This is a genomic window from Pseudoalteromonas sp. CH_XMU1449-3, from assembly GCF_037027245.1.
GTDB lineage: Bacteria > Pseudomonadota > Gammaproteobacteria > Enterobacterales > Alteromonadaceae > Pseudoalteromonas > Pseudoalteromonas shioyasakiensis.
The window spans coordinates 1-14,512 of record NZ_JAYMDY010000035.1 but is presented as its reverse complement, the minus strand read 5'-3'; the positions used below and the strand labels follow the sequence as shown (position 1 = coordinate 14,512).

The window sequence follows — 14,512 nt, the reverse complement described above, 5'->3', positions numbered from 1 at the left end:
GAGGTCAGCCAAAATAAAAATTGCTTAGCATGTTTTAGATGGCGCAGTTTTGGTAATCGACCTGAAGAGTTTTTATAAGAGGTCAGCCAAAATAAAAATTGCTTAGCATGTTTTAGATGGCGCAGTTTTGGTAATCGACCTTAGACATTTTTATAAGAGGGCAAGGTAAATAAAACTGCGTTAGCAACCTCAATCTTACTTTTTTCCTTTATAGCCAGCGACGAACAGATTTTTTGTATTGCTGGTATGCTGACCCAAACTTCTCTGCCATAAACGTTTCTTCTGGCATAATTTGAAATCGATTCATATAAAGAATAAATACCGGCAGCATTATAAAACTCGCAATATTACCAAGATAAATTCCCCAACCAACTAGCATTAATAACATACCAACATACATTGGATTACGGCTAAATTGATAAACACCACTTGTAACAAGGCTCGCCGACTTTTCTGGAATTCGAGGGTCAACGGTCGTGCCTTGCTTGCGAAATTGATAAACCCCTAATAAAGCAAACATCACACCTGAAAATGCTATGAGTAGTGCTACAAAAGGTGATACAAAAAACGAGAAGCTAAAACTCGTAAACAACTCAGCTGTGCCCCACATCATCAATGCAATGATCAGCAGCAGCGCGACTGGAGGAATTTTTAATTCTAACTGATTCACACAAGCTCCCCTACTTTCAATGCCTTACCACGACTAATTTGATGACACTGGGCTAAGAATAACTCGGCCGTTGCCATGGCATCAGTAAGGGCATGGTGCGAGCTGTAATGCGGTAAGTTGTAGCGTTTACGGCATTCGCTAAGTGTTAAATCATCGTGGCCAATTTCGTGGCCTTGCTGGTGCAGGCGTTTTTTTTCAATAACAAAGGTATCAAGAATTAAACGCGCTTTTGCATCTAAGCCAAGCGTTCTGCAGGCCTGTTTTAAAAACCCCCAATCAAGTGCCGCGTTATGAAACACTAAAATGCACTCACCAAAATGCTGATGCAGCTTGCCAAGAATGGTTTCGAGGCTTTCACCTGTATCTATGTCTTGTTTTGCAATACCGTGGTAAATCGGGCTTTGTTCTAAGCTTTGCACGTCTTTATTTATTAAGTGCTGCGCACCGCTGAGCTTAATGCACTGATCTTCTATCATTACCCACGCCACTGAGACAATTTCGTGCTGGCGAGGGTCAAGGCCCGTTAATTCCATGTCTATCACTACGTAGCGCTCTTTATAGGCATCGGCTGCTAAGAGTTGCTTACGTGCTAAATACCGACTTAACCAGCGTTTAACCATAACGCCTCCTATAAACTACCGCGAGCAAATTTAAATGCGGCCGCTTGCTGTGCCTGTTTAACCAAATAAAATGCTTCTTTTAATTGATGTCGCTCTAATGAATTCAACGCATTTGGGTTAATACAGTTGCTAGGCAATCCCTCTTCGTTAATTTGCGTACCTAAACGCAGCTGGGTTAAAAAGCGCCAACAGTCTTTTAGGTTATATAAGTCATCTTTATTGAGTAGCGAAAACTTCATTAACGCATCAATACGCTCTTGCGTATTAGCGCGCTGAATACCCGCTTTGAGGGAATATAAACGCACTATGTCGTTGATGATCACCACACCGCGTTTTTTTAAATCGAGGTACTTATGCTGCTTTTCGTCAGTTTCTAATTTAAATTGATTAAACAAACCAATGGGCACTGGCGTATTTTTAATGTCGCTGGCCATAGCCGCATAGAATAAGTCGTTTTTAGAAATGCGTTTTAGCTGCTCACAAAAGCGCGCATATAAGGTGGTTGAGCCTTCAATAAAACGTAGGTCAAAAAATATCTTACAATTGAGCATCGCCTCTGGTGTGGGTGAGGTGATCCACTTATGAAACTTTTCTGTCCAAGCATTAATGCCCATACGGCACTGTGCATTGCTCGCCATAATATTGCCAGGGCAACGTTTTATACCGCACTCAATTAAGTGCTCACAGACATACTCGCCCATGCGCTTAAAGTAATCTTGCTGTTCGTCTGTTAAATCATCAGGTAGCAACAGGCCATTATCTTGGTCAGAATGCAGTGTTTGTTCTTCCCTTGCTTGTGAACCAAAACAAATAAAACTAAAGCTGGTTGGTGCCGCGCCATTATCTTCTTGAAACAAACGGATCAAACGCGAAGTCAGTGCATCGGTTAAACCACTTAATAATTTACCAATTAAGGAGATGTCATCAATATTGTTTGAAAAGCCTTTTAATAAACCGGGTATCTCTTGCGAATAACGTTTTAAATCAACCACGCTATGCGCTTTATAAATTCGTCCAATCAATTGTACTGGGTCGCTTTTTTGCTGACGCAGTAAATCAGTACTGGTGAGCATACCAAGCGGTTTGTGATGTTCATCAAGCACTGGTAAATGGTGAATATTGTGCTTAAGCATTAAGTGCAGCGCCGAAAACACGCGGTTATTTTCAAAAATAAATTTGGGTTTACACGTCATGATGCTGCTTACTGACTCTTGTGGGTCAACCTCATCGGCCAATACGCGATTGCGTAAATCTCGGTCGGTGACAACCCCAACGAGGCGATCATGTTCCGTTAACATAATCGACGAAACACCCTGTTGTTTCATTTTTTTAGCGGTTTGACGAATACTTGCATCTGGTGCCAAGGTAACGGCTTTGCGATTCATCAATTCGCAAATTTTCTTCTCCGACCAACTGTCGTTTTGACTTTTATAATGAGACGACAATAAACGGTTTTTGTGGGCGCGAACAAAGTATTGCTCAAACACTTTATACTCACGGCGTAAGTAATCAAATGCCGCTTGGTTTAGCATGTAAACAATGCCTTCCTTTTGCACTGAAATGCTATTTTGAATCGCTTCGCCAGTTAACAGTGAAGGAAAACCAAAGTAATCGCCACTCGATAACTTAGTAATCACATCGCCTTTTGGATCGACTAAATCATAATCGCCAGAGCGAATTAAAAATAATCTGAGATTATCTGAACTTAACCACTGATTTTGATTCTCACGGGTCAGATAAATAATATCGAGATGGTTTACAAAATACTCACTGGCAGCACTATCAAGCTGATTAAATGGCGTTTGCTGCATCACAAATTGGGCGACTTCCTGTTGCTCGGTATTCATGGTCATTCTCGCTATAAAATAGAGACAATATCTACACTACCCCTGTTTGAAATAAATAAAAAGCCCGACTTAAGTCGGGCTTTTGAACTTCAAGAGTGTGTTCTTATAAAATGGTTTTATTAGTGCGCGTGTGCTGCACTCGAACCTTTAGGATTACGGATACCTTCAACCATTTCTTGGATTTCAACTGGTGTTTCAGCCGTTAGTTTAAGTACGATAGCTGCAACTACAAAGTTAACAATCATACCAATAAGACCGATACCCTCAGGTGAAATACCAAATAACCAGTTTGCAGGTGCATTCAATTCAGGGCTTACGAACTTGAAGTAGATAATATAAGCCGCTGTGAATGTAATACCTGTCACCATACCCGCAATCGCACCTTCTTTATTCATCTTCTTAGAGAAGATACCCATAATGATGGCTGGGAAGAAGCTCGCCGCTGCTAAGCCGAAGGCAAAGGCAACAACCGAGGCCACGAATCCTGGCGGGTTAATACCAAAGTAAGCTGAAATTACAATCGCTATCATCGCAGCTAGGCGCGCTGCTAGTAGCTCTTGTTTGTCACTTATATCTGGTTTTAAGGTGCGTTTTAATAAGTCATGCGATACCGAGGTCGAGATCACCAATAGTAAGCCTGCTGTTGTTGATAGCGCTGCTGCGATACCACCTGCTGCTACTAATGCAATCACCCATGCTGGTAAGTCTGCAATCTCAGGGTTTGCAAGTACCATGATGTCGCGGTCAACTTTAACTTCGTTTGCACTGTTTGGATCATCAATCTTACCTGCTGAGTAGAACATTTTGCCGTCACCATTTTTATCGTTAAAGGTGATTAGGCCTGTTCTTTCCCAGTTTTTAACCCAAGCTGGTGCTTCAGCGTACTCTGTACCGCTACCGTCTTTACCGTTAATTGTATCAATCATGTTTACACGAGCGAATGACGCTACAGCTGGTGCCGTTGTATAAACGATTGCAATGAAAACAAGTGTCCATGCAGCTGAGATACGCGTGTCTTTAACACGAGGAACAGTGAAGAAACGAACGATTACGTGAGGTAAACCTGCAGTACCAACCATTAGTGCGCCTGTGATTGCGAATACATCAATCATGCTCTTCGAGCCTTCGGTGTACTGCGCAAAGCCAAGCTCCGTACTGAGCCCATCTAGTTTATCGAGTACAAACTGTCCTGAGCCATCGCTAAGCGTTGCACCAAAACCTGTTTGTGGGAAGAAGTGACCTGTCATCATCATTGAAATGAAGATTGCTGGAACAAGGTAAGCAAATACTAGTACACAGTACTGAGCTACTTGCGTGTAAGTAATCCCCTTCATACCGCCTAATACAGCGTAGAAGAATACAATCACCATACCAATGTAAACACCGGTCTCAATATCTACTTCTAAGAAGCGAGAGAAAACCACACCTACACCACGCATTTGACCTGCGATGTATGTGAAACAGATAAAGATGGCACATAAAATTGCAACAACTCGTGCAGCTTGTGAGTAATAACGGTCACCGATGAAATCTGGCACCGTGAACTTACCAAACTTACGTAGGTAAGGTGCTAAACAAAGTGCAAGTAATACATAACCACCTGTCCAACCCATTAGATATACACCACCGTCATAGCCCGCAAACGAGATAATACCCGCCATTGAGATAAACGATGCCGCACTCATCCAGTCAGCAGCGGTTGCCATACCATTTGCTAGCGGCGGTACACCGCCCCCTGCAACATAGAATTCATTTGTTGACCCAGCACGAGCCCAGATTGCGATGCCGATATAAAGCGCGAAGCTTAAACCGACGATAATAAACGTGAGTGTTTGAACATCCATTGCTTAGCTCCTATTCGTCTACGCCATATTTTTTATCTAACGTATTCATTTTGAAAACGTAAACAAAAATCAAAGCAACAAAGGTGTAAATAGCGCCTTGCTGGGAGAACCAGAAGCCGAGTTTAAACCCAAAGAAACGTATCTCGTTAAGTACGTCTACCAGTAAAATACCGAAGCCAAATGACACGACAAACCAAATTGCTAATAATTTAAATAGCAGTGCGAGGTTTTCCGCCCAATAAGCTTTTGCTTGTTCTTCATCTTTAAAAGCCATTTTTTATCCCCTTATGCATTACAAGAAAGTAATGAGTGGTATTAGTTGTCATTAACTAAGTTAGCAAGGGTTCTGATTTATGGAATTGAGACCATAGTCGTAACAGCTAGCTTACGTTTACGTAAACTGCAAAACACCATTTGTTAATGGATGGTAAAAAACAATAATTAACAACAACTTAACCTATAAAGATAAATTTGCGAAATAGCGAAAATAGTAAAAACGAATGATCTGCGACATTAGTCTAATAAAGATACATAAAACAGTACTATTCATTAATTTTCAAGAACTTGTATTTCATTAATTATTATTGCAAAAAATCTTGCCATCGAAATCGCGCATAATTCTGGTAAGGTAGTGTTATTACAATAATTACTGAATTTAAACATGACAGCTGCGCTTTTATTTGTTGCACTCGCCTATATTGGCGTGTTGTTTTGGTTGGCAAATTGGGGAGACAAAACCACTCCTCTTGCTAAAAGAATTAGTCACCACCCATTTGTTTATTCTTTTTCATTAGGGATTTACTGTACGTCTTGGACCTACTACGGTTCAGTTGGTACAGCAGCCACCAGCAGTTGGAATTACTTACCTATTTTAATCGGCCCTGCGTTGCTTTTTTTCTTTGGCCAAGGGTTTTTACGCAAATTAGTACTGGTCAGTAAAAAACAAAATATTACGACCATCGCCGACTTTATTTCAGCTCGCTATGGTAAACGGCAAACCACCGCCATTATGGTAACCATTATCGCTTTATTGGCGACGATTCCGTATATCGCACTGCAATTAAAAGCACTGAGTAGCAGCTTCTTACTACTGCAAAACGACGATCGTATTTCTGGCTCTGTGCTGGCCCTTTCGGCAACACTCATTATGGCGATGTTTGCGATATTCTTTGGTACGCGCAAAGTCGATGTAACCGAATATCGCTCAGGGCTAATGCTCGCTGTCGCCTTTGAATCTATGATTAAGTTACTGGCTTTAGTGGCTGTTGCTGGGCTTGCTTTATACACATTATTTAATTTAAGTACTGTGCAAACCGAGCAGCTAACAGGCTCTATTTGGCAGCACTGGCAGAACTTCGACTTTTTTAGCTTTAACTTTATCGGCCAGTCACTAATGGCGGCAGCGGCGATTATCTGTTTACCAAGGCAGTTCCACGTGACTGTGGTCGATAACCAAGATAAACGCCACCTTTATACTGCCCGCTGGGCATTCCCCCTGTATTTATTACTGACTGCTGCAATGATTTTCCCTATTGCAACGGCAGCTATACACCCTGGCATTGGCAGTGGCTTCTCACCAGATAGCTTTGTATTAGCCCTACCGCTGATGCACGAAAACGCCTTTTTAACGACCTTTGTATTTATCGGCGGTCTATCAGCGGCTACGGCGATGATTGTTGTAGCCACACTCACGCTCAGTACCATGATTTCAAACGATGTAGTGTTGCCGTTAATGCTGCGTCGTAAGTTTAAACGTAACCTGATTACTAGCAGCTATAAGTCGCAAATCCTGTTAGTGAGACGCTTCACAATTGCTGGCATTTTGATTTTGTCGTATTTCTACCAGCAATGGTTTGGCCATGGTAAAGCGCTGGCTAGTATGGGTTTAGTGGCCTTTTCTTTGGTATCGCAATTACTCCCAGCTATTGTTGGCGGCTTATACTGGCGAAAAGGCCATGCGTATGGGGTTTATGCCGGATTATTAGCAGGCTTTATTTGCTGGGTTTTGTTCTTAATGCTGCCTATTTTAGATGCAGGCAATACCTTAAACGCAGAGCTGCAACAAACACTTATTACTCGTGGCACCCTAATCGCCTTATTTGCCAATATTGGCTGTTACATAAGTTTTTCACTCGGTGCAGATGAGCGTTTAATTGATAAAATTCAAGCAGCTGCTTTTGTTAATCCAAAAGAGCAAGCGGTATTCGCCAGACGTTTAAATAAAAACGTAAAAGCCACTGTTTACGATTTTAAAGTACTGCTACAAACCTTCTTAGGTGTGCAGCGCTCGCAGCAAGTGCTGGCTCACTTTGCGTTGTCGCATAACTTAGATGACAACAACGCGCACCCAGAACCTGAGTTTATTGCTTATTGTGAGCGCGCCTTAACCGGTGTACTTGGCGCCTCTTCAGCACAAGCGCTGATCCACACGGTTGCTTCTGGTAAACGTATGGCCTTTGAAGAAGTGGTTAACTTTTTTGATGAAACCACACAAGCCCTGCAATTTAATCAAAACTTATTATTTACCTCTCTCGAAAACCTCAGCCATGGTATTTCGGTTGTTGATAAAGAACTTAATTTAGTGGCGTGGAATAAGCGCTACGCAGAGATGTTTGCCTACCCTGATGACTTTCTTGAAGTAGGCCAACCAATTGAAGATGTGCTTAGATACAATGCCGAGCGCGGCGAATGTGGCCCCGGTGAAGTTGAACGCCATGTAGAAAAGCGCGTGCAGCATCTTAAAAACGGCACGCCCCATCACTTTATTCGTCACCGCCGTAATGGCCAAGTGTTCGAAATGATTGGTAACCCACTGCCTGATGGCGGCTTTGTAACAAGTTTCTCTGATATTACCACGCATATCGAAACGCAAAATGCGCTTGAAGAAGTAAACATGGATCTTGAAAACCGCATTGAAGCGCGTACTCAAGAAATCCGTACTATCAATAAAGATTTACAAGCACAAATCGATAGCCGAGTACAAACTGAGCAAGCACTTACTTTAGCCAAAAAAGAAGCTGAGCAAGCTAATGACAGTAAAACGCGATTTTTAGCCTTGGCTAGCCACGATATTTTACAACCGCTGAATGCGGCGCGCCTATATCTTGCAGCTATTGATGATAAAACCCTTTCGAGCAACAACTTAAATAACTTTGAAAAGCTGGGTGCAAGCTTAGATTCAACGGTGCATTTGATGTCGGCGCTGTTAGAAATTGCCAAGCTCGAGCAAGGAGCAATGACCCCTACTCCGCGTCACTTTAGTATTGATGACATACTTGCCCCACTGAAAAATGAATACGCCATTATGTCGAGCGAAAAAGGCTTAAAACTGACAGTGCGTTCAAAGGGAGTTATCGTTCACAGTGATATCACTTACTTACGACGAATTATTCAAAACTTGGTGTCAAATGCGGTTAAATACACCGATAGTGGCCGAGTTTTAATTGCTTGTCGCAAACGCAAACATCATTTACGGATTGAAGTATGGGACACAGGCCCCGGCATTACAGAAGTAGAGCAAGCGAAAATCTTCAATGACTTTTACCGTATTGAAGCGGGAGATAACAAAGGGGTTGGCCTTGGCTTAGGAGTCGTAAAACGAATGGCCGACTTACTCTCTTTACGTTTAGATGTAAGTTCAACACCTGGCAAAGGTAGCCGCTTTAGTATTGAAGTACCTTATGGTGAAAGCCAATTTATTCAACAAAAAGATACGCCTAAAAAAGGGGTTGAGAACCGCAGTGCGATGAACATTATTGCAGTGGATGATGACCCTGAAAACCTTAATGCCATGGCAAGCCTATTGCAAAAGTGGCAGGCCAATTATCAGCTCTTTGATCAAGTTGAAACCGTGATGGCCTATGCCAAAGAGCACCGAGCGCCCGATGTTATCTTAATGGATTACCAGTTGGGTCATGATTGCGATGGCATAACCCTTATTAAAACCCTAAGAGAAATTTGGCAAAGTCCAGTGCCTGCCATTTTAATCACAGCGGTGCGTGATGAAGCCCTAAAACAGCAAACCAAAGAAGAGCAAATTCATTACCTTAGTAAACCCGTTAAGCCCGCAAAACTCAAAGCACTGCTTAACCACAGTACTTAACCAACGTATTTAACAACATCGATTTAAGGCAAAGCAGTAGGCTTTGCCTTAAATTTTTGGAACAACCAACTAAGCCCAACTAACGACAAGCCTAAGCCGATAAACGAAATAGCCCGCAGCAACCCGGTTAAGTTTGCCATATCAATCAAGAACACTTTTAACACCACCAGCGCCAATAAGCCAAGGCCGAGCTTTTGTAATACCGTAATGGTTCTTAACTGCCCCGCCACAACCACCAAGGCACCGATAACAAGCCAAACTAAAGAATAACTGTAAAGCTCGGCATCTGAAGTTGGCAAAGCAATATTTATAAACTCGCCTTGCCAGTTATGGCGAATTTCCGCATTGATATATAAAACACTCATCACACCTGCAAGTGCTGTAAAGAGCTTTTGTAAATAGTGCTGAGATTTTGTCAGTTGGCTTGCCCAAATTGCAATACAGGCGGGGACTAACCAAAGTAATAGTAACCAGTTAATAATCGGCCAACTGCCTATATTTATCGGCTCAAAAAACGGATTTACAGCAGTAAAGCTTTTCAGTATTAGTAAGCCACTCAGTGTTAATAACGCAAAACCTGCTACTTGATAGAGTTTTGCCAATTGCGCAGTAAAGCGTGAACGCAGTAAATAAACACAACCTAATATACCCCAGTTACAGGTTAATAAAATATGCTCATACACAGACAAGTTCTCAAAGTCTGGGTAGTGCCCCACCAACTGATAGCTCGTCTCTGTGGTAAGAAATAAAGCAATACAATGAAGCGTTGCACCTTCTAGCCACACCCGAACAGATTGCTGCTGCCAGTGCCTCGCTGCAAAGTAAAATAAGCAAGCGCATACTGGGTATACAACCAAACTCCAGGGCACACCGAGCAGCAACGCACCACTGTAATCAGCTGACCAAGGTGCAAAGCTTAACCTAACTAGTAAAGCGCCAACTAAGCCCTTAAGCGGCCAAGTAGGTATGCTGAGTGACTGTTTATTGACATAAAAACTGATCAACAACACTTGCGCAGCAAGCGCTAAGGTCAAGCTGCTGCCTTCAAGGAGCATGGTTAACGCTAAGCTAATATTGGCATTACCGCCAAGCCAGTAACTAAATACCCGCATTGGACTTGTGCTATTAATTGATAACTTAAATAACCAAGCAGACAGTGCCAGTAATACAAAGCACCAAACCGGATACGCCGTCATCAAGGCATGTTCGGGAGTGATGACATATAAGCAACTAATAATCACAAAACTTGAAAGTGAAGCAAGTAAAGCAAAACCTAAGCGTTTAGGGTATTTACGACCAAACAAAAACCCATAACCCGCAAACAAAGCAATAAAAAACAGCCCTGCTCCGTAATTTTGCCGAAATACAAAAAGCTGCTCAGAGTAATCAACAGAATTGTATTGCCCTGTGAGCAAACACATTACACTCACAACAGCTAGTATCAGCCAGTGATCCCATGCACTGTTTTTTAATACCAAAAGAAGCAGTAAAGCCACTAACGACAACATACTAAGCTGCCAAGTAAGCAGTTGGTTACTGCTCATCAGTAAAAGATAAAGTGGTACGACAACAGCTATCAACAGAGGGTTGTCGGGCAGTTGCTTAAGTAGTGTTTTAAAGCGATGTGGACGGTATTCTATTTGTTTAATACTCAGCCCTAGGCGTGGAATCGCAATTAACAATAGGATGCTAAATAGAGCATAAAGATTAATAAACCAATGCAGGTTTTTAGCTGCACTCATTGCAACTAGGTAATACCAGCCTAAATGACCCGCCCATAACAGATACCACAACCAATGCCGTTTTACGTAATGAGCAACTAGCGAAGCCGATACACTAACAAAAGCAACATAAGTTAGCAGTGCTATAAAGTCATTGCTCCCGGTATTAACCCAAACCGGCACGCTGTAGGCGCCAATAATGCCAATGACTGCTAGCACAGGACCAAAACGCAGTGCCATCCAGCTTGCTGCTACAGAAACCAAGGTTAAAATGCTAAATGCAGGTAAAGCTTGCAGTAAGCCATAATGGCTGTAGGCCAGCAAGGTCAATGCAAAACAACTAATAAAACCACCACTTGCCAGCGCCGCGGGAATATAGTTGCTAAACCCATCAAAGATAATACCTTTGCGATGTAAAACCTCCGCCGCAACAATTAAGCTCAAACCAAAAATAGCGCCAAGCGTAAGTCGCATGGTTTCAGATAATAAGCCTGCCTCCAGTGAATAGCGGGCTAAAAAGATACCGCCAAAGGCAAGTGCAACCGCTCCTACCCAAGTTAACCAATTGGCTTTGATTTGTGTAACGAGTTGGCTTACTAGCAGATTTAAAGTCGCAGGCTTGGGTTTTGTTTGCTCTGGCTTTTTACTAGTAGCCTCAATCGGCTTACTAATGATTACAGGCTCTGGTTCAAATTTTGCTGTGTCAGTCAGATCGGCGTTTGAATTATCAAACTGGTTTGCAGTATTTTCTTGTGGATGATGGGTATATGTCGCGTTAAGTTTGACTCGAAGAGCAGCTACTTCTCGCTTTAAACTAGAGAGTTGAAAAAAGGCAAAAATACCCGCAAGTGAGCCACCTACAACAACTAGTGCTAGTAATACTAGTAACGCAATACCGCCATCCATACTCTCTCCTTGTGTACGCTTTAAACAAAAAAGCATAAGCCTTAATTGTTTATACAATAAACACTTAGCAAGAGTAAATAAACAACGATATTGCGTTTTAGCCGGTTAAGACTGTTCAGTCACCGTACGCTCTAAGGTCATTTTAAAACCTGAGTCTGTGGTTTCATCGTGTTCAATCACTAAGATATAGTTACCCTCTTCGGTAAAATCCATATCGCTTTGTTGCAAGAGCACAATCTGTTGACCGTTATCTTCAAACACCACATAGGTTGTATAAACTTCGTTATCAACCACCTGCTCTTGTTGGTCGTATTGATCTAACCCTTCAACAACATTGCTAGTATCTTCAACCGTTTCACCATTGAGGGTGAAGTACACATCAACTTCGTCAATCTCTTGCCCTGCATAACTATCAATTAAGTTAACCACAGTAACTGCGTGGCTGTAGCTGCTTGGAGTTAGGTTTTCTTCAATGGTCATCATACGAGGGCCGTAATCTTTATCATTGTAGAAAAGACCAACCGCACTTTGCTCACGCTCTAATGTCATTAAGAAATTATCGACAATTGTGTCACCCGCTTCGTCTAACATAGCGACACTATAACTATTTGGTGACATGCTCATGTATTCAGAGTAACTATCGTTGCTAACAACTTCGGTGTTGGTCGCCGTTGTGCCTCGGGTTACTTTAAACTGGGTTTGCGTGTAATCATCGATGGTATTGATAAAACGCAGCTGACCTTGCGCGTCTTGGTGGTTTAGTTGTGTGACTGAACTACTTGCCGTCACGACGTCAAGCGTAATGCCATCTTCTTCTGTTGCATAACTTGGGCGGATCATCGCCATGTACGTTGCTTCATCATTAAAGTACACGGTTGGTGATTCAAAAATCACATCAGTGCTGCCGCTAGCGGTAATATAAATAGTGTAATAACCTTCCTCAAGCGTCGCTAATTCTGGCTCAACGAGGTATTGCGAAGTCATTAATAACTCAGCGGTATCAAATAACCCGTCGTCAGTAGCAACGTATACATCGTAAAGGTTATCTTCACCAACGATATTAAAAAAGCCAACATTGAATTCATCTTCATCGCTTGACGTCGGCACACTGAGCTCAGTAAAAATTGGTTCAGCAAAATCACCGTTCATTACTAGCAACTGAGTTTGATCATTTTTAATTTTGATGGTTTCTTCGTCGATGGTGATATAACTATCATTGGCATCAACATATTCAAAACTGAGTTCATACTCCCCCGAACTGTAGTTATGACGGGTTGATACATCACCAAAATCTGCCCCCGAACGTTCAGTGTCATCAACAAATAAACGTGTGTATGGGCTGTTGTAAGAGCCATTGTACAGTTGCACATAGCCACTGTTGCTACTGCTGCTGTCATCGCTTGAACAGGCAGCCAGTACCGAAAGCAAACTTGAGGCAACAATTGTTTTAAGCAGAGTGCTTTTCATGGAATTTTTTCCTTATTGTTTGTAATACCCCATTCTGACTCGAATAGTGCGAAAAAATTCTATTTTTTACAAACTATTACCTTCACTTACAGTTACTTACGATAAGGTTAAAAAGTGTAGAAAATGATGTAGAAAAGCACTTAATTAATCATAATTATGGACAGAAAATCACATTTATAGTGAAAGCAGCTTACTTTTACACGAAAAGTAAATAATGATTACATTTTAGGCGCTTATGCAATCAAATCAGATAAATTATTAGATAGTTAAATTTGCGCTATGCAGCACAAAAAAATTAGCAAATAATGGTGTTCACACAAACGGGATTAGAATGAGGACTATGAACACGATTTTAACCACACAATGCGATGATGATGTTGGTCTAATTGCCAAGATCACCGGCCTTTGTCATCAGCATAACTTAAACATTACACGTAATAACGAATTTGTAGATAAAGACGCTAAACGCTTTTTTATGCGTACAGAGTTAAGCGGCGTTATTTCAGATGACTTTTTACCAAGCCTTGCTGAGCTACTTCCTGATGGCGCAGAGCTTGCCCTGCACAGCAGCGAAAAAACGAAAGTGGTATTGCTTGCCACTAAAGAAGCGCACTGTTTAGGTGGTGTATTACTAAAGCAATTCGAAAAAGCATTAAACATCGAAGTACTGGCTGTGATTGCCAACTACGCCGACTTAGCGCCACTGGCTGCAGGCTTTGATGTGCCATTTCATGTGGTATCGCACGAAGGCTTAAGCCGTGCGGAGCATGATCAACAAGTCGGTGATTTAATTGCCAGCTATCAGCCTGATATCATCGGCCTTGCTAAATATATGCGTATTTTAAGCCCTGAATTTGTGGCACGCTTTGAAGGTAAGATTATTAATATTCACCATTCATTTTTGCCAGCCTTTATTGGCGCAAAGCCTTACCATCAGGCATTTGAGCGCGGTGTAAAAATTATTGGCGCGACCGCTCACTTTGTTAATAATGAGCTCGATGAAGGGCCGATTATTTTACAAGATGTGACGCATGTCAGTCATGCTGATACCGCAGAGATGATGGCAAAAATGGGTAAAGATGTAGAGAAAACTGTGTTCTGTAAAGCGTTGCAGCTCGCATCTGAACATAAACTGTTTATCAATGGAAATCGAACCGTGGTGTTCGCTTAAGCAATAAAATGAAGAGGCTGAGTGGCTAATGCTGATCAGTTAAGAAGTTGATCAGTTGACCGATCAGAATGATCATGCACAATCCGTAGTTAGGCAACTAACTACGGATTTTTTTTGTGAATATAGAACAAGCTCTTCATTCTGCTTTCGAAGAAAGCACTCGT

Annotated in this window: 9 protein-coding genes; 2 read left to right on the top strand and 7 right to left on the bottom strand. The window is 41.9% G+C overall.

Annotated features, from left to right (window positions below; all coding sequences use genetic code 11):
- Positions 1-208: 208 nt before the first annotated feature.
- The 5 genes from WA256_RS20595 to WA256_RS20575 all read right to left on the bottom strand — a co-directional run bounded on the left by WA256_RS20595 (position 209) and on the right by WA256_RS20575 (position 5,255).
- Positions 209-670 carry a methyltransferase family protein gene (locus WA256_RS20595; RefSeq protein ID WP_062564848.1) on the bottom strand — a complete coding sequence of 154 codons (462 nt, stop codon included), beginning with the start codon at positions 668-670 and terminating at the stop codon, positions 209-211.
- Positions 667-1,290: a 3'-5' exonuclease gene (locus WA256_RS20590; RefSeq protein ID WP_054560884.1), complete on the bottom strand. Its 624-nt coding sequence runs from the start codon at positions 1,288-1,290 to the stop codon at positions 667-669. The genes WA256_RS20595 and WA256_RS20590 overlap by 4 nt, the downstream gene beginning before the upstream one ends.
- A gap of 8 nt (positions 1,291-1,298) precedes the next feature.
- The gene (locus WA256_RS20585) at positions 1,299-3,137 is read right to left on the bottom strand and encodes a DUF294 nucleotidyltransferase-like domain-containing protein (protein WP_335993230.1); all 1,839 of its coding nucleotides are present in this window, start codon (positions 3,135-3,137) and stop codon (positions 1,299-1,301) included.
- Positions 3,138-3,256: 119 nt separating this feature from the next.
- On the bottom strand, positions 3,257-4,981 hold the full coding sequence (locus tag WA256_RS20580) for a sodium:solute symporter family protein (protein WP_054560886.1): 1,725 nt from the start codon (positions 4,979-4,981) through the stop codon (positions 3,257-3,259).
- A 10-nt stretch (positions 4,982-4,991) separates the two neighbouring features.
- A complete protein-coding gene (locus WA256_RS20575; protein WP_054551160.1) occupies positions 4,992-5,255 on the bottom strand; it encodes a DUF4212 domain-containing protein in 264 nt (87 codons plus the stop codon).
- Between the two features lie 387 nt (positions 5,256-5,642).
- Here WA256_RS20575 and WA256_RS20570 point away from each other — a divergent pair, with 387 nt between their 5' ends.
- Entirely contained in the window at positions 5,643-9,083 is a 3,441-nt protein-coding gene (locus WA256_RS20570) for a PAS domain-containing hybrid sensor histidine kinase/response regulator (protein WP_269407442.1), read from the top strand.
- Positions 9,084-9,106: 23 nt separating this feature from the next.
- Here the strand turns inward: WA256_RS20570 and WA256_RS20565 are convergent, their stop codons facing one another.
- Both WA256_RS20565 and WA256_RS20560 read right to left on the bottom strand, forming a co-directional pair.
- Positions 9,107-11,710: a DUF2339 domain-containing protein gene (locus WA256_RS20565; protein WP_335993227.1), complete on the bottom strand. Its 2,604-nt coding sequence runs from the start codon at positions 11,708-11,710 to the stop codon at positions 9,107-9,109.
- 105 nt (positions 11,711-11,815) lie between these two features.
- Positions 11,816-13,177 carry a hypothetical protein gene (locus WA256_RS20560; RefSeq protein ID WP_175078417.1) on the bottom strand — a complete coding sequence of 454 codons (1,362 nt, stop codon included), beginning with the start codon at positions 13,175-13,177 and terminating at the stop codon, positions 11,816-11,818.
- A gap of 340 nt (positions 13,178-13,517) precedes the next feature.
- Here WA256_RS20560 and purU point away from each other — a divergent pair, with 340 nt between their 5' ends.
- Positions 13,518-14,348 carry a formyltetrahydrofolate deformylase gene (purU, locus tag WA256_RS20555; protein WP_335993225.1) on the top strand — a complete coding sequence of 277 codons (831 nt, stop codon included), beginning with the start codon at positions 13,518-13,520 and terminating at the stop codon, positions 14,346-14,348.
- Positions 14,349-14,512: the final 164 nt, after the last annotated feature.